Annotated in this window: 13 protein-coding genes; 4 read left to right on the top strand and 9 right to left on the bottom strand. The window is 68.8% G+C overall.

Annotation, left to right across the window (positions count from 1 at the left end; all coding sequences use genetic code 11):
- Positions 1 to 158 precede the first annotated feature (158 nt).
- Both ACFYXC_RS28880 and ACFYXC_RS28875 read left to right on the top strand, forming a co-directional pair.
- Complete coding sequence (locus ACFYXC_RS28880; protein ID WP_389554798.1) at positions 159 to 2,441, top strand: Piwi domain-containing protein; 2,283 nt, start codon at positions 159 to 161, stop codon at positions 2,439 to 2,441.
- Entirely contained in the window at positions 2,438 to 3,751 is a 1,314-nt protein-coding gene (locus tag ACFYXC_RS28875) for a hypothetical protein (protein ID WP_389554796.1), read from the top strand. Before ACFYXC_RS28880 ends, ACFYXC_RS28875 begins: the two co-directional genes overlap by 4 nt.
- Before the next feature lie 309 nt (positions 3,752 to 4,060).
- Here the strand turns inward: ACFYXC_RS28875 and ACFYXC_RS28870 are convergent, their stop codons facing one another.
- The 3 genes from ACFYXC_RS28870 to ACFYXC_RS28860 all read right to left on the bottom strand — a co-directional run bounded on the left by ACFYXC_RS28870 (position 4,061) and on the right by ACFYXC_RS28860 (position 13,741).
- A complete protein-coding gene (locus ACFYXC_RS28870; RefSeq protein WP_389554794.1) occupies positions 4,061 to 9,394 on the bottom strand; it encodes a sacsin N-terminal ATP-binding-like domain-containing protein in 5,334 nt (1,777 codons plus the stop codon).
- Between the two features lie 787 nt (positions 9,395 to 10,181).
- A complete protein-coding gene (locus tag ACFYXC_RS28865; protein ID WP_389554793.1) occupies positions 10,182 to 11,522 on the bottom strand; it encodes a class I SAM-dependent RNA methyltransferase in 1,341 nt (446 codons plus the stop codon).
- Positions 11,523 to 11,689: 167 nt separating this feature from the next.
- Positions 11,690 to 13,741 carry an APC family permease gene (locus ACFYXC_RS28860; RefSeq protein WP_389554791.1) on the bottom strand — a complete coding sequence of 684 codons (2,052 nt, stop codon included), beginning with the start codon at positions 13,739 to 13,741 and terminating at the stop codon, positions 11,690 to 11,692.
- A gap of 451 nt (positions 13,742 to 14,192) precedes the next feature.
- On the opposite strand from ACFYXC_RS28860, the gene ACFYXC_RS28855 reads away from it, so the two are divergent.
- Together ACFYXC_RS28855 and ACFYXC_RS28850 are read left to right on the top strand one after the other, a co-directional pair.
- Positions 14,193 to 14,864, top strand: coding sequence for a potassium channel family protein (locus tag ACFYXC_RS28855; protein WP_389554789.1), 672 nt, complete (start codon positions 14,193 to 14,195; stop codon positions 14,862 to 14,864).
- Positions 14,864 to 15,541 carry a potassium channel family protein gene (locus tag ACFYXC_RS28850; protein ID WP_388908239.1) on the top strand — a complete coding sequence of 226 codons (678 nt, stop codon included), beginning with the start codon at positions 14,864 to 14,866 and terminating at the stop codon, positions 15,539 to 15,541. The genes ACFYXC_RS28855 and ACFYXC_RS28850 overlap by 1 nt, the downstream gene beginning before the upstream one ends.
- Before the next feature lie 118 nt (positions 15,542 to 15,659).
- Here the strand turns inward: ACFYXC_RS28850 and ACFYXC_RS28845 are convergent, their stop codons facing one another.
- The 6 genes from ACFYXC_RS28845 to ACFYXC_RS28820 form a co-directional block, all read right to left on the bottom strand.
- Entirely contained in the window at positions 15,660 to 16,388 is a 729-nt protein-coding gene (locus ACFYXC_RS28845; RefSeq protein ID WP_388908241.1) for a DUF3159 domain-containing protein, read from the bottom strand.
- 3 nt (positions 16,389 to 16,391) lie between these two features.
- Positions 16,392 to 16,790 carry an OB-fold nucleic acid binding domain-containing protein gene (locus tag ACFYXC_RS28840; protein WP_388908243.1) on the bottom strand — a complete coding sequence of 133 codons (399 nt, stop codon included), beginning with the start codon at positions 16,788 to 16,790 and terminating at the stop codon, positions 16,392 to 16,394.
- Between the two features lie 47 nt (positions 16,791 to 16,837).
- On the bottom strand, positions 16,838 to 17,521 hold the full coding sequence (locus ACFYXC_RS28835) for a response regulator (protein ID WP_388908245.1): 684 nt from the start codon (positions 17,519 to 17,521) through the stop codon (positions 16,838 to 16,840).
- Positions 17,518 to 20,076, bottom strand: a complete 2,559-nt coding sequence (locus ACFYXC_RS28830) for an ATP-binding protein (RefSeq protein WP_389554786.1) — start codon at positions 20,074 to 20,076, stop codon at positions 17,518 to 17,520. The genes ACFYXC_RS28835 and ACFYXC_RS28830 overlap by 4 nt, the downstream gene beginning before the upstream one ends.
- Before the next feature lie 147 nt (positions 20,077 to 20,223).
- On the bottom strand, positions 20,224 to 20,919 hold the full coding sequence (locus tag ACFYXC_RS28825; RefSeq protein WP_389554784.1) for an ABC transporter ATP-binding protein: 696 nt from the start codon (positions 20,917 to 20,919) through the stop codon (positions 20,224 to 20,226).
- A 78-nt stretch (positions 20,920 to 20,997) separates the two neighbouring features.
- Positions 20,998 to 22,215: an alginate lyase family protein gene (locus ACFYXC_RS28820; protein ID WP_389554782.1), complete on the bottom strand. Its 1,218-nt coding sequence runs from the start codon at positions 22,213 to 22,215 to the stop codon at positions 20,998 to 21,000.
- Positions 22,216 to 22,348: the final 133 nt, after the last annotated feature.

The raw sequence follows: 22,348 nt of genomic DNA, 5'->3' as shown, positions 1-22,348 counted from the left end.
TCACGTGATTGATCCGGTCAAGCGGCTCTTCCCCGCCCGTTGTCATACCCCGGTGCCACAATGCTCTGAGCGTGAAGGACACCTTGGTGACGAGGTGCCGTGACGTGTAACCGCCTCGATGCCGGGGAGGGAATGGGGCTTGGACGCAAGGGGGCAGAATGAATCCGCCAGTGCTGGCTTTCAACTTCCTGCCGGTCCGCTTTTCGGCGGACGAGTTCAAGGGTGGGCTAATCGAATTCGAGTCACCCGAGCAACTCGCTGACCTCCGAGCCAAGCTTGGCGACAGCCACATGGTCGCCAAGACACGAACAAGCATCGCCTGCATTCCCGTGCAGGCCGATACCGACGTCTACGGCACGCCTACAACGTTCCGGACACGCGATCACCGGTCCCTCACCATGCGTCTCGTCCAGGAGGCGTTGCTCCGGTCGGTGCTGGGCTGGGGGTACAAGGTGCGTCGACTCAGCCCACCGGTGTTCGTCTCTCGCCTGGCGGGCAGGGATCTGCTTGAGCCTTCGGTCCGCGGCCGGCGTCAGGAGGCCCTCGGAAGCCTCCACGTCTATCCGGAATACCGGCTGGACAGCAGGACCATCGGTCCCTCGAACCACCCTGGTGTGATCGTCGGGGTAAAGAGCCGCTACGAGATCGACATGACGGTGGACAAGTTGATCCACCAGGGTCTCGACGTGCGCGGGCGCTACGTGCTGAGCGAGGACGCGGCGAGCACACCCGACCCGCGCATGGATCACCACGCCGCCCGGCAGGCGGTCGGTGCTGTCGACCACGTCGACAGCACCGACCTGGTACTGCGCGATGCCCCCGGGGTGACCCGAATCTCTGCCGGCAACGCGTGGCTGGAGAGCCGACGGGAGACCTTTGACGACGTGGTCCGTGCCCTGGCCGGAGCCGACAGCGCCAGGATTCTCAAGGAACTGGACCAGAAGACGTTCGATTTGCTCGGGGCCTTCGGCCGCTACGAGGGTGCGGTCAGCATTGCCGGCCGCTTGCAGCGACTCGGCCAACTACAGGTGGCCGGTGACCTGTCCGTGGTCATCGAGCCGCCAGTCGGGTCGAGCAGCGGCAGGAAAGTGAGCGGGACTTACTACCAGTCCCCGACGTTCCAGTTCGACCAGGCCGGAGACAAGACGAGCCGGTCACCCGACCGCGGCCTAGACGAATACGGCCCGTTCGACGTGGAGTTCTTCGCGAAGAAGAAACCGAGGATCGCCGTCATCACACCCCGCGCACACAAAGGTGTCGTCGAGAACTTCCTTTTCAAGTTCCTCCACGGGATCCAAGGAGAAAGGACGTTCGGCCTCGGGTTCATCCGCAAATATCACCTTTCCGGCTGTGACGTCTCCCTGCACCCCTTCGACGGGGCCACGACCAATGCCAACGCTTACCGTGAGGCGTGCCGGAGGGCACTGCTCAGCGGGGACATCGACCTGGCCATCGTCATCACCAGCGAGGATCAGGCTCATCTCACGGGCGACAACAGCCCGTACCTTGTGGCGAAATCAGCCTTCATGGGACAGGGCGTCCCCGTCCAGGACGTGAGAATCGAAACGGTCCGACTGAGTAAGCTCGCCTACCCGCTCAACAGCATTGCCCTGGCTTGTTACGCCAAGCTGGGCGGAATCCCCTTCGTGATCGCCGCTCCACGCTCACTCACCCACGAATTGGTCATCGGCATCGGAAGCGCGCACGTCAAAGAGAGCCAGCTCACCGCGCCGGAACGAGTAGTGGGCATCACCACCGTGTTCAGCGCAGACGGCAACTACCTTCTCTCCAACACGTCCCGGGAGGCCGACTACGACGACTACCCCCGGGAACTCCTGTGCTCCCTGACAGAATGCATCGACGCGATCAAGATCCGCAACGCCTGGCAGAAGGGCGACGAACTGCGCCTTATCTTCCATGTGTTCAAGCCGCTCAAAGACATTGAGGCCGCTGCGGTCAAGGAGCTGGTCGAGCGCCTTACCCGGACGTACGCCAGGGTCGAGTTCGCGTTCGTGCACGTGAGCACCGACCACGACTGGGTCATGTTCGACCGGGCCAGCGCGGGAGTGAACCGGGGGGCCAGCGGCCGGGCCAAGGGGCACTATGTGCCGGAGCGTGGCCATGCCGTACCCATCGGCCAGCGTGAGCTGCTCGTGGCTGTCAGCGGGCCCATGGATCTCAAGAGCGCTCTGCACGGTGCCCCCAAACCGCTTCTGCTCAAGCTCCACCGCCATTCGACCTTCACTGACATCGAATACCTGGGACGTCAGGCGTTTCGGTTCACAGCGATGTCCTGGCGGAGCATGTACCCGTCACGCATTCCTGTGACGATCTTGTACTCAGACCTGATCGCCGAGTTGCTCGGACAGCTGCGCCACGTGCGGAACTGGAACGCCGACGCGGTCGCCACCCAGCTGCGCTCCAGCCGGTGGTTCCTGTGACCGAAGAACCTGGAAGAGCCACACCCACCGGACACCTGCTGGCCGCGCAGACCGCCCGCCTGGAGGAATGCATCCGACGCGCGAACGCGCCCGGCAACCTCGACGGCCTGCTCGCCTATCACATCCTGAGCCGACGACGCCTCAGCTTCGACTGGGACGTCAACCCCCTGGCGCCGGCATGGCTCGCCGACAACGAGCACCGCTTCGCCCACTCTCACGGCCTGGCCGTCCTCGGCTACGGCCTCGCCGGGTTCTCCTCACCAGCCGCCTCCCAGTCCGCCGCCCGGAAACACCTGACCGCCGGCCTGCCTGCCCTCATGCGGAAGAACCCCTTCCAGGACGACGGGGTCACCTTCGTCAACGACCCCGGACAAATCATCGGACTCGCGCTCGCCGTCAAGACAATGCAGGATGACACTCCGCAAGCCCGCACATGGCTGGCCGAGGTCCTCCAAGACCCGAAGCTGCGCCCTGCCAACATCCTCCTGAGCCTTTTCCAGGAACACGCCCGGCGCATCCTCGGCACCACAACCGCCGTTGCGGTGGACGCCCGCAGCATCCGTGATCCGGTAGAAGCCTCCTGTATTCACTGGCTGACCGTCTCAGCCAGAGACATACCGCTCACGGACCAGGACGAGTTGCGGCGACTGCAGTCCCGGCTGCTCAGCGACATCCTCCTGACCGATACAGGGCAGCCAACCGCGCCTCGGGCAGCGCTACTTTTGGAGGCAACCGCCCATATAATCACCGCTAGCATCGACGAGACTCTCCTGAGCCGCACCCATGTAGGCGTTCTCCTGAGCCGTTTCGAGGCTGCGATGCGGCAATGGCGCTACGACGGTGACGACCTCGACCACCCCATCAAGTGGCCCATCACCTCGGAACGCGAGATCCAGAACATCCTCTGGCTCATGCTCCGGCCCGTATTCGACGACCTCGTTGAGGAAGAAACCCTCCGGCGGCTCGGCCATAGCACCTACCGCGCGGATTTCGGGATCCCTTCGCTCGCTCTGCTCATCGAGGTCAAGTACGCGCGCAAAGCTGCCGATTTCAAGACCTTCGAGAAGGAGATCTACGATGACTACATCGGCTACCTTGCCGGAAACTCGCCCTACCGGCAGATGACCGTCTTCATATACGACGAGTCCTCCTCTGTCCAGGAACACGACACCACCCGCAACGCTCTCCTGAAGCTTCCCAACGTCACCGATGTGATCATCGTCTCCCGTCCCAGTCACATCCCGAAACCCAAACGATCGCCACGACGACGCAGCAGGAATCAACAGGCCGACGGCGCTCCCGATGCGTGACCCAGGCATACGAAAGGGCATGTCCAGCCTTGCATTCGCACCAAGGGCTTCGTCGTTCTCGCGGTCGGGCTGAACCTGCCGGTATGTGCCCGAACGCGTCCACGTGATCACAAGTCTGACGGTGCGCCAGGCGAACGCTGCTGACCTTGCGGAACGCGTTCGCGGACACTGAGCTATCAAGAATCGTGAGCACCACGTCAGGGGCGTGTTCGAGGAATTCGGCGGCAATATGGACCGAGGGCGGGCATGCCTGGGATGGAGCGAGCCCTCTCCGTCGTCCCACAGTCATCCGGGCACGAACCTGTTGATTCAGCCAAGGTTGAATCGGAGCCTCAGCTGGGTGCTGACCAGTTCGTAGCCAGCGAGGTCGGGGGCGCCGAATGGGTTGGGCAGGACGGTGATGTTGCGGCGGTCGCGGTCGAGGACGTGAGAGACGTACACGATGAAGTACGTCTCGTCCGGCTTCAGGTGAGAAGCGCGTCGAACCTCGGACTCGCCGAGGATGATCTCGCCACTGTCGCCGGTGGATGCCTTGACCTCGTAGAGGTAGGTCGCGTCGCCGTCGTGGATGAGGAAGTCGTATCCGAGCCGGTCGTCCCCCGGCTGCGCGCCGGCGAGCCCGTGGACTCGCAGGCCGGACTTCCATGAGTCCTGTGGTTCGACCCCGAACTGCTTTTGCAGCCACGCGGCCACCGCCGCCTCCCCCGCAAGGCCCACGGCCAATGTCCGGTCCTGGTCGCTCACGGGGACCTGGTACGAACCGCTGTGCGACCTTGCACCGGACGACGAGGACGTGCGTGGCTGCGGAATGCGCGGCGCGAGCGCCGTGGCGGACGTGGCCGAGGTGGCCCGCTGCTCAGGCGTGAGGTCTGCGGCCACATCGCGGGCGAGCGCCGCCAGGTCGTCGGGCCGGGCAGATACGGGACTGCCGTTCAGCATTACATGAGGGCCGGGTGCGGGCCCTCCGGGTCGGCCTCCGCCTGTGGCTCCGCCGGTGTTCCCCGCGGGCTCCGGGGGACGTGTCGCGGCCAGTCCGAGGTCCATGCGCCGGTCCGAGAGAGGCATGTCTTGGGGCCAGTGGCCGCGAGCCCTAAGCCAGGCGATCAACGCCTTCACGGACAAGACTTCGAAGTCCAGCAGGCCGTCGCCGTCCAGTTCCCGCAGGACATCCTGGGCCGGGGGCAGCATCGTGGGGCGACTTGCGGGATGGAGGCGCTGCCATTCCTCGATCAGTTGCCGCAGCCGCGGTACCTGCTTGTGCACCGCTGTGCTGGATGACTCGCGTACCTCGGCCAGCGGTCTCAGCGGGCGTGACGTCGACGAAGGTGCGGGAAGCTGTTTCATCAGCCAGGCGTCCGCGTGGGCTTGGATGAGTTCGTCGGAGAGATGCCACAGCGTCGTGTGCCAGGTCGGGTCCGGCGCGAGTAGGGAGAGGTCGCGCAGCTTCACGTATGGGGCCAGGGACCGTCCGGACCGGTGGACGTCCCTATTGGCGTCCCTGATCCGCTCGGCGAGCGCGGGACGGTTTCGCTGAAGCCATGCCGCGAAATGCCGTTCATGCCGGTCCCTGTTGTCGATCTCCGGGAGGCCCAGGGCGCGCCATGCGCGGTTGGCGTCGGCAAGGGGCACGGATATGGCGCTCAGTTGCCGTTCCCGGTCGTCGTCCTCCAGCAACCGCATGAGCTGTTCCGCGTTGGGTGCGCCGATCCGGTCGGTAAGCCAGGTGAGGAGGGCGGCGCGGTCGGAGAAGTCCTCGGCGTATTGCCGCAGTTGCTCCGCGAGGTCGAGATCGAGGCAGGCGAGGAGGGGGACAAGCCGCGCGCTGCCGGAACGCTGTGACGCCCGTTCGGCGAGGACTGCGTGCAGTTGGTGCGGTCGCAGGTCCAGGACGTCCGTGAGATCTTCCTCCCGGACCTGGTCGGTCTTCAGGCCGCGTTCCTCCAGTTTGGTTAGCGCCTTCCAGAGCAGGTCTGCGAGGTAGGGCGCGCCGATGAGGGCAGCCACTGCGGGGGCGGCGGTGCGGAGCACTCGCCAGCCGGTACGCGGCTCGCTGTGCACGACGACCACACGGGGCCGGTCTGGGTGTGGGTGTAGCAGGGCTCGGTCCGCTCCGTGCTCGGTGAGGCGGTGGCCGGCGATCCAGAGGACGGCCTCGCTGGCCGCGGTCACGTCGCAGCGATGCAGTAGGCCAGCCACGTCGGCCTCGGTTACGGGCTCCGGACGGGACGCTCGTTGCTCGTCGAACTCCACCAGGGCCGCGACCAGGGTGAGCAGCCAGGATCCCGCGTACTCCGTCAACGGCACGTGCGGTGCGTCACGGACGGGCAATCCGTCGGCCTGGATGTCGTGCGCGGCCTCGCCGCACCGATGGACGTCGAACGTCGTCCTCCGTTGGAGGAAGGCGTGGACCCGGCCGCCTAGTGCCCTGTCCCGTACCGGGATGACGGGCACGGGGACCCGGTCCAGAAGGGCTCGGTTCTGGGCTCCGTCAGGATCCGGGACGAAGACCGTCTCGTCCGTCTCCGCCGGGTCCAGCGAGGCGAGGGCACCAGCGCGGGTCACCAGCAGCCGGTGCGGCGCCGTGGGCTGCCCTCCGTCGGCGGCGCGCGTTCCGCCCTCCGTCGGCAGCAGTTGCGCCCACGCCTTCTCGTACTCCCGTCCGATCTCGTGCGCGAGTCTTCCTTCCCTGAGGTGGACGTTGGCCTGCACGAGGTCCGGCAGGTGGCGGAGCCGGTCGAGCGCGGTGCCGGGATCGTCCCAGGAGCGGATGCCGAGCAGGGCGAGCCGTGCCACGAGCTTGGCGGACCGCCTGCTGCGCAAGGAAGCCGGCACCACGCCGAGGAACTGGGGCGGGGGCTGCGTGCCGTGCCACCACCAGGCCGTGCTGGCGGTGGCGAACACGGTCCCTTCCGAGGTGGAGCTCGGGGCGGCCGTCTCTGGGATCCACAGCGCGTGGGTCAGGAAGGCGGACAGCGGAGTGGGCCAGGGGGTCCCGGTGGGATCGCTGTGGCGTACGAACTGCATCTCCAATGCGGAGTCGCCCCAGGCGAAGGCGAGGCCGTGCACGATGAGCTCCGCGTAGAGTCTGCGGTCTTCCTCGGAGAAGGCGGCGTAGTCGTCCTGACCAGGCAGCATGGCCGCGGCACGGGAGCGTGAGTGGTACTCCACGCTGATGTAGCCGACCCTACGCCGGTTCCGCCAGCGCTCGGCGCTCGTCCGCCACTGCGGCAGCAGATCCGGCCGGTCCGGGGCCCAGAAACGGGATGGCCGGTTGAGGGTGTCTCCCCTGACACCGGTGCGGAAGGTCTCGTACCGGGGACGGAGGCCATGAGCGACGTGGTGCCGTTCGAGGAAGCGCCGCATGGCCTCCTCAGGGATCGCGTCGCTGCACAGCTCGTCGGGGCGGACGAGGAGCCGTCCTTCCGTCTGGGTGAGCACGGGAGACAGTTCCCGGACGCCCTCCAGGAATCGGGTCAGGGTGTCGTCGACGGAGGAGTGCTCGCCGGGCCAGCCCCGCCCGAACATGGCGCGGCTCGCGTCGATCCAGCCACCCCGGGTCGGTACGCGGAGATACCCTAGGAAGGGAGCCCTGCGGCCTTCCGTCTCCAGAGCGTGAGAGACCGCGCAGGCGTAGCGGAGGCAGGCCAGGCGTACGCCGTCGTCCTCGCCATCCGCGCTCAGTGCGGCGGCGACGACCGCGAGCACCCGGTCGGCACCGTAGTCGTGGACGAGGTTCGCGGTCCTGAGCCATTTGCGGCCCTGAGCTCTGCGCTTGCGGCCCTTGCCGGACCAGGCAATGCCCTCGTGCACGAAGTGCAGGCGGTCGGACAGACCATCGGGCAGGGCCAGCAGGGAGCCACCCTGCGGAGTGTCGCGGTCGAAGAAGACGCCATCCGCGCCGGCTGGTGCCGTCGCCGAACTGGAAGTAATGACGATCCGCTTGCCGGTCAGGGCCGAGCCGTCGGGGAACGCCTGCGAGAGGTCGTAGTAGAAGTCCGCCCACCATCCGGGATCAAAGGTGTCACCTACGGCGGCTCCGGCCAGCCCCTCCGCCCACGACGCGAGGCGCTCTGTGGGGGGTTCGAGGCGCGTGCCCGCACTCCTGGCCAGGGACGCCAGCCGCCGCAACCGGATGGGGTGCAGATGTTGATCGAGGAGATCCATGACCCCCGTGGCGGCGATCGACTGCGGGTTGAAGACCGTGGAGCCGTCCTTCCCTTCCCACAGAAAGGCACGGTGCAGGGAGGTGCGAGCCTCGGGCGCCGTTCCGATCACCGGGATGAACGGCACGTGGGCGATGCCACGCTCCAGCCGTTGGAAGGCAGACGTCAGCCGCGCCAGTGCCTTGGGCTGCCAGCACATCAGATCGACGACCCCGCCAGGCGGAATCGATGCCCGCCCATCCGCCGCGGCGAGCACCGCGCGGGCACACACCTCAGCCACGGTGTCGAGCAGCAGGCCGTTCCACGGGACCGCCTCGTTGAACGAACGACGGTTCATCTCCGCGAAGAACGGTGCGTGGACATAGCCGCGCACGGGCGCCGAGATCTGCTCACCCATCGGCAGGAAGGTGTACAGCCGCCCCTCCCGCAGGGGCTCGCCGACCGGTACGGCGACCCGTACCTCGGCCTTCTTCTCCCAGGCCATCCAGTCGCGTCGCATCCCGCTCTTCTCGATCGACGCGGCGAGCGCCTCCCGGGCGCGGTCCGGGTCGGCCTTCCCACAGACGACGATCAGACGCATCCGCCGACGCAAGGTGACCTGCTGCACCTTCAGGCCACGGGCGTGGTGCAGCACCTCCACCTGACGGTCATACGTCCTGCGCCGGGTCTCCCCCGCAGCCCGCCACTCCAGCCGGACACGTTCCAGCCGGTCGAGGAACAGCTCGAACGGGGCATTGTCGTCCATGAGTTCCCGCACCTGCGCCCCGGCGGCCGACCGCGCGTCGGCCGACTTCAGCGGCAGACGGATGACGGTGACAAAGCCCCGGCGCGCGAAGCCTTGGACGGTCTTCGGCGGCTCCTCCAGGAAGACCGGCACCTTCAGCGTAAGCAGGTTCTCCTTCAAGTAGTCCGCAAAACCCTCGCGTTCGGGCGCCACCTCCCGGGCGAGCGCGTCGTAGTCGTCGAGCCGGGCGAACCGGAAGGTGAACCCATCGAGGCGCCGGGACCCCTCCCTGGCCACGCTGTAGACCTCGGGCGCATCGCACAGGTGCAGCACGCTCTTGAAACCGACTCCCTTGTGGCCGATCCCGGCGTCGACACGCTTGCTGGAAAGGGCGATGCTGCACAGGTCCTTGAAGTTCTTGCCGCCAAATGGCCTGCCGCGATTGGCCACGTAAAGGGTGCCGTGCTCACCCTCATCCTCGTCCAACCGGATCTCGATACGCCCGTCGGTGGCTCTGGCCGGGTGCGCGTCGTGCGCGTTCTGCAACAACTCGATGAGCACCCGACCCTCGTACTCGGGCGCGATGATCGTCTCGGCCACGGCCTTGGCCTCGCGGGCCGCGTCACGGCCGTCGTCCCAGTCCCGCAGGCAGCCGCGCACCTCGACCAGCGCCTTCTCGTGCACGCGCCTGCGCACGGCGGCCGACCGGCGCTGCCGCACACGCTCCGCCGACGGTCGCCAGCCCCCCGCTGCCATACCGCTGCTCCCCACCCCGTGCGCCTTCCGCCCCTACTCTGCCGCTGATGCTACTGAGCGGGAAGGAGCCTTGCAGGGCGTTTGACCCGGGCGGCCCTGTGGCTCCGTAGCGTGCCCGTTTGATCAAAGCGCTCGTACGCTGCAGGCCGGGTAGCGGGCAAGCGGATCCCGACGCGGGCCCATTGGGTAGGGCCTTCCGGACCGATCCCGAGAAGGGACCGCCGACGAATGCCTTAACAACTCTCGATCACGCAAGGCATAAGCCGACCGCCACTCCCCCGGCGCCTAGGCTGCGGGATGCTCCTCACCGGCCGCGAGCCATTCGAGCAGTGCGCGTTGCCGTTCATTCGGGTCAGACCGTCGATCCACGATCACCAGCCCACAGCGCACTCGCATGCCCTGTACAGAGCCGAAAGAGTGGCGCCTGCCCGTGGGTCTCTGGGACTTTCCTGGGACTTTCGGCCGCATCAGCCAGTACGAGCGTGAAACAACCGAAAGGGCATTCATGCAGGTCAACGACCTCCGACGGCCAGACGCCGCAGGTCACGGCGTTGGTTGGTCTCTTCCGAAACATCTGATCTGCACGATCCGGCGGCCCCGCATTGAGCGTCACCAGCCCTCGGCGTCACATCGTCACTCGCAGCTTTGACGCCACCTGACCTGCCCAATGCACACCTGACACCCCATCAGAACGAGCGTCAAATGAGCGTCACGAGCGTCATTTCAGCGTCAAGATATCGCCCGTAACGCCCACACCGCCCATAACGCGCACACGCAAAACCGCAGGTCAGGCGCCCTTAGCCACCGGCTCAAGGATCGCCACGCACTCCACATGGTGCGTCATCGGGAACAGGTCGAACGCCCGTAGCGTGCGGACCCGGTAGCCGCCCTCCCTGAAGTACGCCAGGTCCCGGGCCAGGGCCGCCGGGTCGCAGGCCACGTAGGCGATCTTGCGGGCGCTCAGGGACGACAGGTGCTGGACCGTCTTCTTGCCGGCGCCCGCCCGCGGCGGGTCCAGGACGATCAGGTCGACCTCGGTGATGCCGGTCCGCGGCAGGACCGCCTCGACCTTGCCCTGCTCGATGCGCACGCGGTCGAACGCGGCCAGGTTGTGCCGGGCGTCCTCCACCGCGCGCTTGCCGGACTCGATGCCGAGGACCGCCCCCTTGTCGCCGAGGCGGTCGGCGAGGGCGCCCGCGAAGAGGCCGACGCCGCAGTACAGGTCGAGCGCCATGTCGCCCTTGCGCGGGAGCAGGCCCTGCATGACGGCCTTGACCAGGGTGTCGGCCGCCATCGGGTGGACCTGCCAGAAGCCGCCGCTGCCGACCCGGTGCGTACGGCCGTCGGCGCGCTCGCGGACGAAGGCGCGGCCGTGCACGCGGTGGATGCCGCCGTCGTGCTCCTCGACGCGCATCACGGAGACCGGCTTGTCGAGTTCGACGAGGGGCAGGCGCGCGCCCGGCCTCGGTTCGAGGATGACCATGCGGTCCTGCGAGCCCGTCGCGGCGATCGCCTCGACCGACTCCATGCCCGCCCAGTCGCGCTGCTCGATGCCCAGCTCGGAGATGCCGTCCGCGGCGATCATGCAGTGCTCGATCGGCTCGATCTCGTGCGAGCGGTGGCGGCGCAGACCGGCGTTGCCGTCCTCGTCGACCGCGTACTGCACGCGCGTACGCCAGGAGGGCACCTCACCCGCGGGCAGCTTGTCGCCCTCGGCCGGCATCACCGTGCCGTCCCAGCCGGCCTCCTCCGGGGTCAGGCCCGCGAGCCGCTGGAGCTGCTCCGTGATGACCTCGCCCTTCAGCCGCCGCTGCGCGCCCGGCTTGGCGTGCTGCCAGTCGCAGCCGCCGCAGCGCCCGGGGCGGGCGTAGGGGCACGGGGCCTCGATACGGTCCTTGGAGGCTTCCAGGACCTCGACCGCGTCGGCGCGCAGGAAGCGTGAGTCCTCCTCGCCCTCCGTCACCCGCACGACGACCCGCTCGCCGGGCAGTGCGTGCCGTACGAAGAGGACCTGGCCTGCGTCGGTACGGGAGATGCAGTGCCCGCCGTGCGCCACGGGGCCGATCTCGACCTCGTACTCCTGCCCCACGAGCGACCCCGCCGGCGTTTTCTTCGGTTCTGCCTGCATTGCGGGGTGACTCCAGATGCGAAAGGGAACGAACGGCCCGGAGCGGCCGGACAACAGCCCACCAGTCTACGTGGACACCGCCCGGCCGCTCACCACGAGCCGTTCCGCCGCTCCCCCAACCGTGCCGCCGCTCCCCAACCGTTCCGGCGCTCGCCGCAGCCCTCGCCTCAGCGCTTGGGCCGCGACGGCTCCTTCGGCCGGTGCTCCGCCGGACCGCGCCGCACCGAGCCGGGCGCGGTCCACTCCTGGCGCCTGCGGGCCCGCTTCTTGGCCACCTCGGAGGACTGCAGCTGGTACGGCACGGACGTCACCATCACACCTGGTGTGAACAGCAGCCGGCCCTTGAGTCGCAGGGCGCTCTGGTTGTGCAGCAGGTGCTCGTACCAGTGGCCGACCACGTACTCGGGGATGATCACCGACACCACGTCCCGCGGGGACTCGCGGCGCAGCCCCTTCACGTACTCGATGACCGGTCGGGTGACCTCGCGGTACGGCGAGTCGAGGACCTTCAGCGGCACGGTGAACCCGCGGCGCTCCCACTCGTCCCGCAGCACCTTCGTCTCGGCCGGGTCGACGTTGACGCTCAGTGCCTCCAGGCTGTCGGAGCGCATCAGCTTGGCGTAGGCGAGGGCCCGCAGCGTCGGCCGGTGGATCTTGGAGATCAGGACGACGGAGTGGACGCGGGAGGGGCGCAGGCTGTCGTCGGACGGGCCCTCGGGCGCGGCGATCTCCTCGGCCACCCGGTCGTAGTGCTTGCGGATCGCGGACATCGTCGCGTAGAAGATCACCATGCCGAGCAGGGCGACCCAGGCGCCGTGCGTGAACTTGGTGCCGAGCACGACGACCAGGACCAGCCCCGTGAAGAAGGCGCCGAACGCGTTGATGGCCCGGGAGCGGACCATGTGGCGGCGCTTGGCCGGGTCCTTCTCGGTGGCCAGGTGGCGGTTCCAGTGCCGGACCATGCCGGTCTGGCTCAGGGTGAAGGACACGAACACACCGACGATGTAGAGCTGGATGAGGCGGGTCGAGTCGGCGCCGTAGATCCAGACCAGCAGGATGGCCGCGCCGGCGAGCAGCACGATGCCGTTCGAGAAGGCGAGCCGGTCGCCGCGGGTGTGCAGCTGGCGGGGCAGGTAGCGGTCCTGGGCGAGGATCGAGCCGAGCAGCGGGAAGCCGTTGTACGCGGTGTTCGCCGCCAGGAAGAGGACGAGCGCGGTGGCCGCCGCCAGCACGATGAACAGGAAGCTGCCGTCGCCGAACACGGCCTCGGCGACCTGGGAGATCACCGGGTTCTGGACGTAGTCGGAACCGACCGCGACCCCGTTCTCGAGCAGGTCGTGCGCCGGGTACTCGGCCATGCGGACGTTCGTCGCCATGGCCAGGCCGATGATGCCGCAGAACATGGTCACGGCGAGCAGACCCATCATCGCGAGGGTCGTCGCCGCGTTCTTCGACTTGGGCTTGCGGAAGGCCGGGACGCCGTTGCTGATGGCCTCGACGCCGGTGAGGGCCGCGCAGCCGGAGGAGAAGGCGCGCAGCAGGAGGAAGACCAGGGCGAAGCCCGCGATCCCCTGGTGCTCGGCCTTGAGTTCGAAGTCGGCGGTGGGCGCCTTCATGGTGTCGCCGAGGACGATGCCCCGGAACGCGCCCCACGCGATCATCAGGAAGACGCCCGTCACGAACACGTACGTCGGGATCGCGAAGAGCTTTCCCGATTCCTTGACCCCCCGCAGGTTCATCAGGGTGAGGAGCACGATCACGCCGATCGCGCAGAGGACCTTGTGTTCGACGACGAACGGCACGGCGGAGCCGAGGTTCTCGATGCCCGACGCGATCGACACGGCGACGGTGAGGACGTAGTCCACGAGGAGGGCGCTGGCGACGGTGAGGCCGGCGCGCGGACCGAGGTTGGTGTTGGCCACCTCGTAGTCGCCGCCGCCGCTGGGGTAGGCGTGCACGTTCTGCCGGTACGAGGTCACGACGGTGAACATCAGCACGACGACCGCGACGGCGATCCAGGGGCTGAAGTGATAGGCCGACACGCCCGCGATGGACAGGACGAGCAGCACTTCTCCCGGCGCGTACGCCACGGAGGAGAGCGGGTCGGAAGCAAAGACGGGGAGTGCGACGCGCTTCGGCAGGAGTGTCTCTCCGAGCCGGTCACTGCGCAGTGCGCGCCCGATCAGGATCCGTTTGGGCACGTCGGTCAGTTTGGACACGGGGAGGATCGTAAGCGGTCGAACACACCACCGCCCACCCTCCCCCGCCCCGCCGCGGCGCCCGATCGGCAGGATCCGTGACCGCGATCTGCTCTACGAGTGAAATCCGCTCGGGGCTTGCTGATGTATTGCCTGGCCGGGCGAATCCGCATGCCTATATGAAAAAAGCCAAATCTTTGCCGCCCTTTGCCAATTCTTGGAGGTTCCATGCACGCCACGGCCGAACTCATCGGTGCCGCCGCCGGACTTGTCGGCCTCGGGATCCTCACTCTCGTCAGCGTGCGCAGCATCGGCCGCCGCTGAATCCCCGGCTGATCGTCGGCCGATCCCCGGCGGGAGCGGGCCGATGTGCACAGGGGTGCCGCCGACGGACCGTGCGTGTGTAGCTTGGGCGTCGGTCTGAGACCCTGTTTCAGCCTGAGCAGTAACTTTTCACACCGGAAGGACGGGCGTGCACATCGTCATCATGGGCTGCGGCAGAGTGGGTTCCGCTCTCGCCCAGACCCTGGAGCAACAGGGGCACACGGTCGCCGTGATCGACCAGGACCCCACCGCCTTCCGACGACTGGGCTCCGGGTTCGGCGGCCGTCGTGTCACCGGTGTCGGCTTCGACCAGGACACCCTGCGCGAGGCGGGCATCGAGGATGCGGGCGCGTTCGCCGCCGTCTCCAGCGGCGACAACTCGAACATCATCGCGGCCCGGGTGGCCCGCGAGATGTTCGGCATCGAGAACGTGGCGGCGCGTATCTACGACCCGCGCCGCGCCGAGGTCTACCAGCGCCTGGGCATCCCCACCGTCGCCACCGTCCGCTGGACGGCCGACCAGATGCTGCGCCGGCTGCTGCCGTCGGGCGCCGAGCCGCTGTGGCGCGACCCCACCGGAGGGGTGCAGCTCGCCGAGGTGCACGCGTCGACCGCGTGGGTGGGCCAGCGGATCAGCCGGCTCCAGGAGGAGACCGGAGTGCGCGTGGCCTTCCTCACGCGGCTCGGCGAGGCGGTCCTGCCGAGCTCGCAGACCGTTCTGCAGGAGGGCGACCTGGTGCACGTGATGATGCGCACGCACGACATCGAGAAGGTCGAGGCGTCGTTCGCCGAGGGCCCCGAAGAGGAGAGCGGTCACTGATGAGGGTCGCCATTGCCGGTGCCGGCGCCGTGGGCCGCTCGATCGCGGGCGAGCTCCTGGAAAACGGGCACGAGGTCCTGCTGGTCGACAAGGCGCCGACCGCCATCTCGGTCGAGCGCGTCCCGCTGGCGGAGTGGCTGCTCGCCGACGCCTGCGAGATCACGTCCCTGGACGAGGCCGCGCTGCAGCGCTGCAACGTGGTGATCGCGGCCACGGGTGACGACAAGGTCAACCTCGTCGTCTCCCTGCTCGCGAAGACCGAGTACGGGGTCCCGCGGGTGGTCGCCCGCGTCAACAACCCGAAGAACGAGTGGCTGTTCAACGAGTCGTGGGGGGTGGACGTCGCCGTCTCGACCCCCCGGCTGATGTCGGCCCTGGTGGAGGAGGCGGTGAGCGTCGGCGACCTGGTCCGCCTGCTCCGCTTCAGCCACGGCGACGCCAACCTCGTCGAGCTGACCCTCCCGCCGGAGTCCGCCCTGGCCGGCACCCAGGTGGGTGACGTGGCGTGGCCCGAGGACACCTCCCTCGTCACCATCATCCGCGGCACCCGGGTCCTCACCCCCACCCGGGAGGACTCCCTGGAGGCGGGCGACGAGCTCCTGTTCGTGGCGGCCCAGGCCCGCGAGGAACAGCTGGAGGACCTGCTGTCGGTACGCCGCGAGGACGCGACGGGCTGACACCGGTACGTACGAGAGCTGACACCGGTACGTACGAGAAGGGGGCGCCCGGAGAGATCCGGGCGCCCCCTTCTTTTCAGCGCAGGGTGCCTACTCAGCTCTTTTCAGCACAGGGTGCCTACTCGGCGGACCGAGCCGCGGCTTTCCGCTCCTTCTCCGCCTTCTCCTCGGCCTCCATCTCGGCGAAGACGTCGATCGGCGGCGGGGCCTTGGCCAGGAAGACCCAGGTCAGCCACACCGCGAGCAGGAACGGCGGAATCTTCAGGGCGATCAGGACCCAGCCGAACTGCGTCGTGTCGGCCCACCAGTACAGCGGGAAGAGGATCGCGCACTTGGCGAGCAGGATCAGCCCCCAGGCGTAACTGGCCTTCGCGTACGCCTTCTTGCGGCCCGGGTTGCGCGTGCGCCAGGAGAGGTTCTCCTTGAAGACCGGGCCGAGGATCAGGCCGATCAGGGGGACTCCGGCGAGTGTCGTGATGATGTAGGCGAGGGCGAGTCCGAGCGTGTAGAGCATGCCCGGCAGGTAGAAGTCCTTCGCGTTGCCCGTCATCATCGCGAAGACGACACCGAAGGCGACACCGAAGACACCGCTGAACGCGTGCTTGACGGTGCCCTTCATGGCCAGGCGGACCACGACGAGCAGGATCGAGACCCCGAGGGCCGCGATGGCCGCCGAGTGCAGGTCCTTGTTAATCGTGTAGATCGTGACGAAGAGCAGGCCCGGCAGGACCGTCTCGATCATGCCCCGCAGACCGCCGAACGCCTCGAAGAGGGCCGCCTCGGTCACCGCCCGCGAGTCCTGCGCGTCCCGCTGGGCCTCTTCGGTCGGCTTGTCGAGCGAGGTCACCGGCTACTCCCGTCCGAGGGGTCGGAGTTCATATTTCGGATTGAACAGCACGCGGCGGCCCCGGCTCATCGAGATCCGGCCCGACGCCATCAGTCTGCGCCCCGGTTCTATACCGACGATGGAGCGTCTGCCGAGCCACACCACGTCCAGCGCGGCCGAACCGTCGAAGAGCTCGGCCTCCAGGGCCGGGACACCGGCCCTCGGGCGCAGCGTGACCGTGCGCAAGGTACCAGTAACCGTGACCACCTGTCGGTCACGGCAGTCACCGATGCGCGTACAGCCCGCGGTCTCGGCGTCCTCGCGCAGCTCCTCCGACTCCAGGTCCTCCTGGGAGGAGGAGAGCCGGTCGAGCATGCGCCGGAACCGGCCCGCCGGCTTTTCGGAACGAGGGACACCACTCATGTCCCAAAGCGTACCGGGAGGGCGCCGTCAGCTACGTACCCGTGGTACTACCGCTCGAACCGGTACCCCATCCCCGGTTCGGTGACGAAGTGCCGGGGATGCGACGGGTCCGCCTCCAGTTTGCGGCGGAGTTGCGCCATGTAGACGCGCAGGTAGTTCGTCTCGGTGCCGTAGGAGGGGCCCCAGACCTCCTGGAGCAGCTGTTTCTGGCTGACCAGGCGGCCCGTGTTGCGCACGAGCACCTCCAGGAGGTGCCACTCGGTCGGGGTGAGGCGCACGTCGCGGCCGTCCCGGTGGACCTTCTTGGCGGCCAGGTCGACGGTGAAGTCCTCGGTGGTGACGAGCACGTCGTCCTCGCCGCCGCCGGTGGGCTCGGCCCGGCGGACGGCGGCCCGCAGGCGGGCGAGCAGCTCGTCCATGCCGAAGGGCTTGGTCACGTAGTCGTCGGCGCCCGCGTCGAGGGCCTCGACCTTCTCGTCGGAGGAGTGCCGGGCGGACAGCACGAGGATCGGTACGCGGGTCCAGCCGCGCAGCCCTCTGATCACCTCGACGCCGTCCATGTCGGGCAGCCCCAGGTCGAGGACGATCACATCGGGGTGCCGGGCGGCCGCGAGCTGGAGCGCGGTGGCGCCGTCGGGGGCCGCGTCGACCTCGTACTTGCGTGCCTTGAGGTTGATCACGAGGGCTCGGGTGATCTGCGGCTCGTCGTCGACCACGAGGACGCGGGTCATGAAGCCTGCCTTTCCGGTCGTGCGGGTTCCGGCACGTCCACGAGGGGTCCCTGACGGCCGGGTCCGGCCCTGAGGGTGAGGACCATGGTGAGGCCACCGCCGGGGGTGTCCTCCGCGGCGAGGGTGCCGCCCATGGCCTCGGCGAAACCGCGGGCGACCGCGAGGCCGAGCCCCACCCCGGCGCCGCGCGGGGCGTCACCGTAACGCTGGAAGGGGGCGAATATCCGGTCCTTCGCCTCGTCCGGGACGCCTCGGCCCCGGTCCACGACCCGTACCTCCACCCGGTCGCCGAGCGTGCTGGCGGCGACGAGGACGCGTTCGCCGGCGGGGCTGTACTTGACGGCGTTCTCGACGATGTTGGCGACCGAGCGCTCCAGCAGGCCCGGGTCGACGGCGACCATGGGCAGGGTCTCGGGGATCTCCAGTTCGACGCTGTGCTCCGGTACGCCGCCGAGCGCCATCGGGACGACCTCGTCGAGGTCGATCTCGCGGATCAGCGGGGTGACCGTGCCGGTCTGCAGGCGGGACATGTCCAGCAGGTTCCCCACCAGGTGGTCGAGCCGGTCGGCGCCCGCCTCGATGCCCTCCAGGAGCTCCGCCTCGTCCTCCTCGGACCAGGCCACGTCGTCCGACCTGAGGGACGACACGGCGGCCTTGATGGCGGCCAGCGGCGTCCGCAGGTCATGGCTGACGGCGGCCAGCAGCGCGGTGCGGATGCGGTTGCCCTCGGCGAGCGCGCGGGCCTGCCCGGCCTCCTGCTGGAGGCGTTTGCGGTCCAGGACGACGACGGCCTGGGCGGCGAACGCGGCGAGCACCCGCCGGTCCTCGGCGGGGAGCACGCGGCCGGAGAGGGCGAGCGCGGTGTGGTCGCCGACCGGCATGTCCACGTCCGCGGCCTCGGGCAGCGTCGGCGGGTGGGGTCCCACGCTGCCCGCGCAGGTCCACGGATCGACGTCGCCGGCCCGTTCCAGCAGCGCGACCGACTCCATGCCGAAGGTCTCGCGGACCCGCTCCAGCAGGGCGTCGAGGCTGGTCTCGCCGCGCAGGACACTGCCGGCCAGGAAGGAGAGGATCTCGGACTCGGCGCGCAGCCTGGCCGCCTGGTGGGTGCGGCGGGCCGCCAGGTCCACCACGGACGCGACCGAGATGGCCACGCCCACGAAGATCGCGATGGCGACGAAGTTCTTGGGGTCGGCGATGGTCAGCCGGTGCAGCGGCGGGGTGAAGAACCAGTTGAGGAGCAGGGAGCCGAAGGCCGCCGAGGCGAGCGCCGGGAACAGTCCGCCGAGCAGGGCCGCCGCCACGGTCAGCGTCAGGAACAGCAGCATGTCGTTGGCGAGCCCGAGGTCCGCGTCGGCGTTGATCAGCAGCAGCGCGAGGAGTGCCGGGCCGATGACGCCCACCAGCCAGCCCGCGACGATCCGGGACCGGCCGAGGCGGGCGCCGCGGGCGACCGGCAGGCCGCGCCCCTTGCCCGCCTCGTCGTGCGTGACGATGTGCACGTCCAGGTCGGGTCCCGACTCGCGGGCGACCGTGGCGCCGACGCCGGGTCCGAACACGTACTGCCATGCCTTGCGCCGTGAGGAGCCGAGCACGATCTGGGTGGCGTTGACGCCGCGGGCGAACTCCAGCAGCGCGGACGGCACGTCGTCGCCCACGACGTGGTGGAAGGTTCCGCCGAGGTCCTCGGCGAGGGTCCGCTGGACGGCCAGTTCCTTGGGCGAGGCGGAGGTCAGTCCGTCGCTGCGGGCGATGTAGACGGCGAGCACCTCGCCGCCGGCGCCCTTCTCCGCCAGCCGGGCGGCCCGGCGGATCAGCGTACGGCCCTCGGGACCGCCGGTCAGGCCGACGACGATGCGTTCTCGGGCCTGCCAGGTGGAGCGGATGCCGTGCTCGCCCCGGTACTGGTTGAGGTACTCGTCGACGCGGTCGGCGACCCACAGGAGGGCCAGCTCGCGCAGGGCGGTGAGGTTGCCGGGGCGGAAGTAGTTGGACAGGGCCGCGTCGACCTTGTCCGGCCGGTAGATGTTGCCGTGCGCCATCCGGCGGCGGAGCGCCTGGGGCGACATGTCGACCAGCTCGATCTGGTCGGCCCGCCGCACCACCTCGTCCGGGACGGTCTCGCGCTGGCGGACGCCGGTTATCGACTCGACGACGTCACCGAGTGACTCCAGGTGCTGGATGTTGACGGTCGAGACGACGTCGATGCCCGCGGCGAGCAGGTCCTCGACGTCCTGCCAGCGCTTGGCGTTCCGCGAGCCGGGCACATTGCTGTGTGCCAGTTCGTCCACCAGGGCGACGGCCGGCTCGCGCGCCAGGACGGCGTCGACGTCCATCTCGGTGAAGACGGTGTCCCGGTGGGTGAGCTCCCTGCGGGGGAGCTGTTCCAGGCCGTGCAGCATCACCTCCGTGCGCGGCCGGCCGTGGTGCTCGACGAAGGCCACCACGCAGTCCGCGCCCCGCTCGACCCGGCGGTGCGCCTCGGAGAGCATCGCGTACGTCTTGCCGACGCCCGGTGCCGCACCGAGGTAGATCCGAAGCTTGCCGCGTCCCATGGCCTCATTGTCTTCCCGAACGTCCTGCCCACGCCGGTCAGACCTTACGGCCGGCGATCGGGGCGAAAGGGACGGGAGGGCCCGCTACGGGTGTCCTTGACGGAACCCTGACGCCGGGATCCGCCGTCGCGGGCGCCCCCGCTGGTGTCAGCTCTCGACGATCTCGCCGTCGCTGAGCTCCAGGACCCGGTCGGCCAGGTCCAGCAGGGCCGCGTCATGGGTGGCGACGAGGGCGGTGACCCGCTCACTGCGGACGACCGCCCGCAGCAGTTCCATCACCCCGATGCCGGTCTCGGCGTCGAGCTGGCCGGTGGGTTCGTCGGCGATGAGGAGCGCCGGGTTGTTCGCCAGGGCGCGGGCGACGGCGACACGCTGCTGCTGGCCGCCGGACAGCTCCCCGGGCCGCTGGGCCGCCTGGTCGGCGAGCCCGACCAGCGAGAGCAGCAGTTCGACGCGTTCCTCGCGCTCGCGCGGGTCGGTTCGGCGCAGCCGCATGGGCACGCCCACGTTCTCGGCGGCCGTCAGGATCGGGATGAGTCCGAAGGACTGGAAGACGAAGCCGATGCGGTCCCGGCGCAGCTCCAGCAGCCCGTTCTCGCCGAGCCCGGAGAGGTCGAGTCCGTCGACGGTGACGCGCCCGTCGTCCGGCTCGTCGAGTCCGCCGACGAGGTTGAGCAGGGTGGTCTTGCCGGACCCCGAACGTCCCTTGAGCGCGACGAGTTCGCCGCGCGGAATGTCGAACGACACCCCGCGCAGGGCGTGTACGGCGGTGGTACCGCTCCCGTACGAGCGGTGGACGTTCTCCACGCGCACCATGGTGTCCGTGCCGACCTGAGCACTCATGCCTCTCCCCCGTGGACCGGGCGCCAGTATTCCCGTCCGGCGCCCGGACCTGCAACGGTTCAGCGGGACCGCACCGGTTCAGCGCGCGTTGTCGCCGTGCGTGAGTGTCTCCCAGGCGACGAACAGGTTGTTGCTCCCCGCGGGGCGGTTCTGCGCGGTGAGCCGCTCGGTGTTGCTCATGGCGTGGCCGAGGCGGTTGTGCAGGGCGTTGTGGCCGACCTCGGTGACCGGTCCGAGCCCGCGGTGCAGTGTGCCGCCGCACAGCCAGCCCGGGGCCGCCTCGCCGAGTTCGTACTTCGCCTGGAGGCCGAGCGCGTGCCGCAGCCGTTCGCCGACATCGGTGCCGTACAGGTCCTGGCCCTGGATGCGGCTGGTCTCGGCGATGTGCGAGATCGCGGAGATGCCGTATCCGGTGTGGGTGAGGTCGCGGCAGGTCTCCTGGGTGAGCCCATTGACGAAGGTGGACTGGCCCTGCCAGTAGGCGACGATCTTCTGTGTGGTGTCGAGGTTCTGGCTGGGCACGGTCTTCGGCAGGGCGCCGTCGGAGGAGAGGTAGACGTAGGCGGCCGTACGGGTGCGGAACTTCGCCATGGCCTTGTCGTACGAGGTCTTGTCCTCCAGGAAGACGGAGATGCCGACGGCGGCCTCCATCATCGACAGCTCCCAGTTGCCGTTGGAGTTCGAGCCGTTGATGACCTCGGGCAGGTAGACGGTGCGCAGCATGGTCGCGAAGCGGCCGGAGCCGGCCCAGCCGCCGTCGTACGTGTACTTGATGATCTCGGCGGCCCTGGGCCAGGACGAGCCGGCCCAGCCGGTCTGCAGCGGCGCGTTGCTGTTGGTGTGGTCCCGGACGGTCGCGGACCAGGCGTCCATCAGCTCGATCGCCTTCTTCGCGTACCGGGCGTCCCGCGTGACGTACCAGGCGAGCGCCTGGGTGTAGGCGGCGATCGCGTCCTCGCGTTCGTCCGTGCAGCCGTTGTTCGGGTTCGAGTACGAGCCGCACTCCACGACCGCGCGCGGCTTGGCGGTGCGCGTGAGCGAGGCGTACTTGCTCGACATCATCTGGTCGTACGCGCCCTTCCAGGGCTGGACACCGGCGTTGACCTGCTGCCGGGCGAAGTCCAGCTGGCCGCGGGAGACGGTGACGCCGGGGTGCGCGAAGGTGGCGGGGGCCGCCTCGGCGCGCTGTGCGGCGGGCCAGGCGAGGGCGCCGGCCAGCAGGGCGGTGACGGTGGCGAGCAGGGCGAGGCGGGAGGTCGCGCGGGGGCGTGGGGGGACTGGAGCGGTCGGCTTCATGGGGGGCCATCCGTTCTCGTATGTGAACGCAGGATGCCTTTGTGAACACAGGCGTTGGCCGGTGACCATAGGTACAGACCATGTCCACGTCAAGAGAAGCGACAACCGTCGTACTGCCGGACAGCGGAGTCCC

This window comes from Streptomyces sp. NPDC002701 (assembly GCF_042889045.1).
Taxonomy (GTDB): domain Bacteria; phylum Actinomycetota; class Actinomycetes; order Streptomycetales; family Streptomycetaceae; genus Streptomyces.
This window is presented reverse-complemented; position numbering and strand designations above follow the sequence as displayed.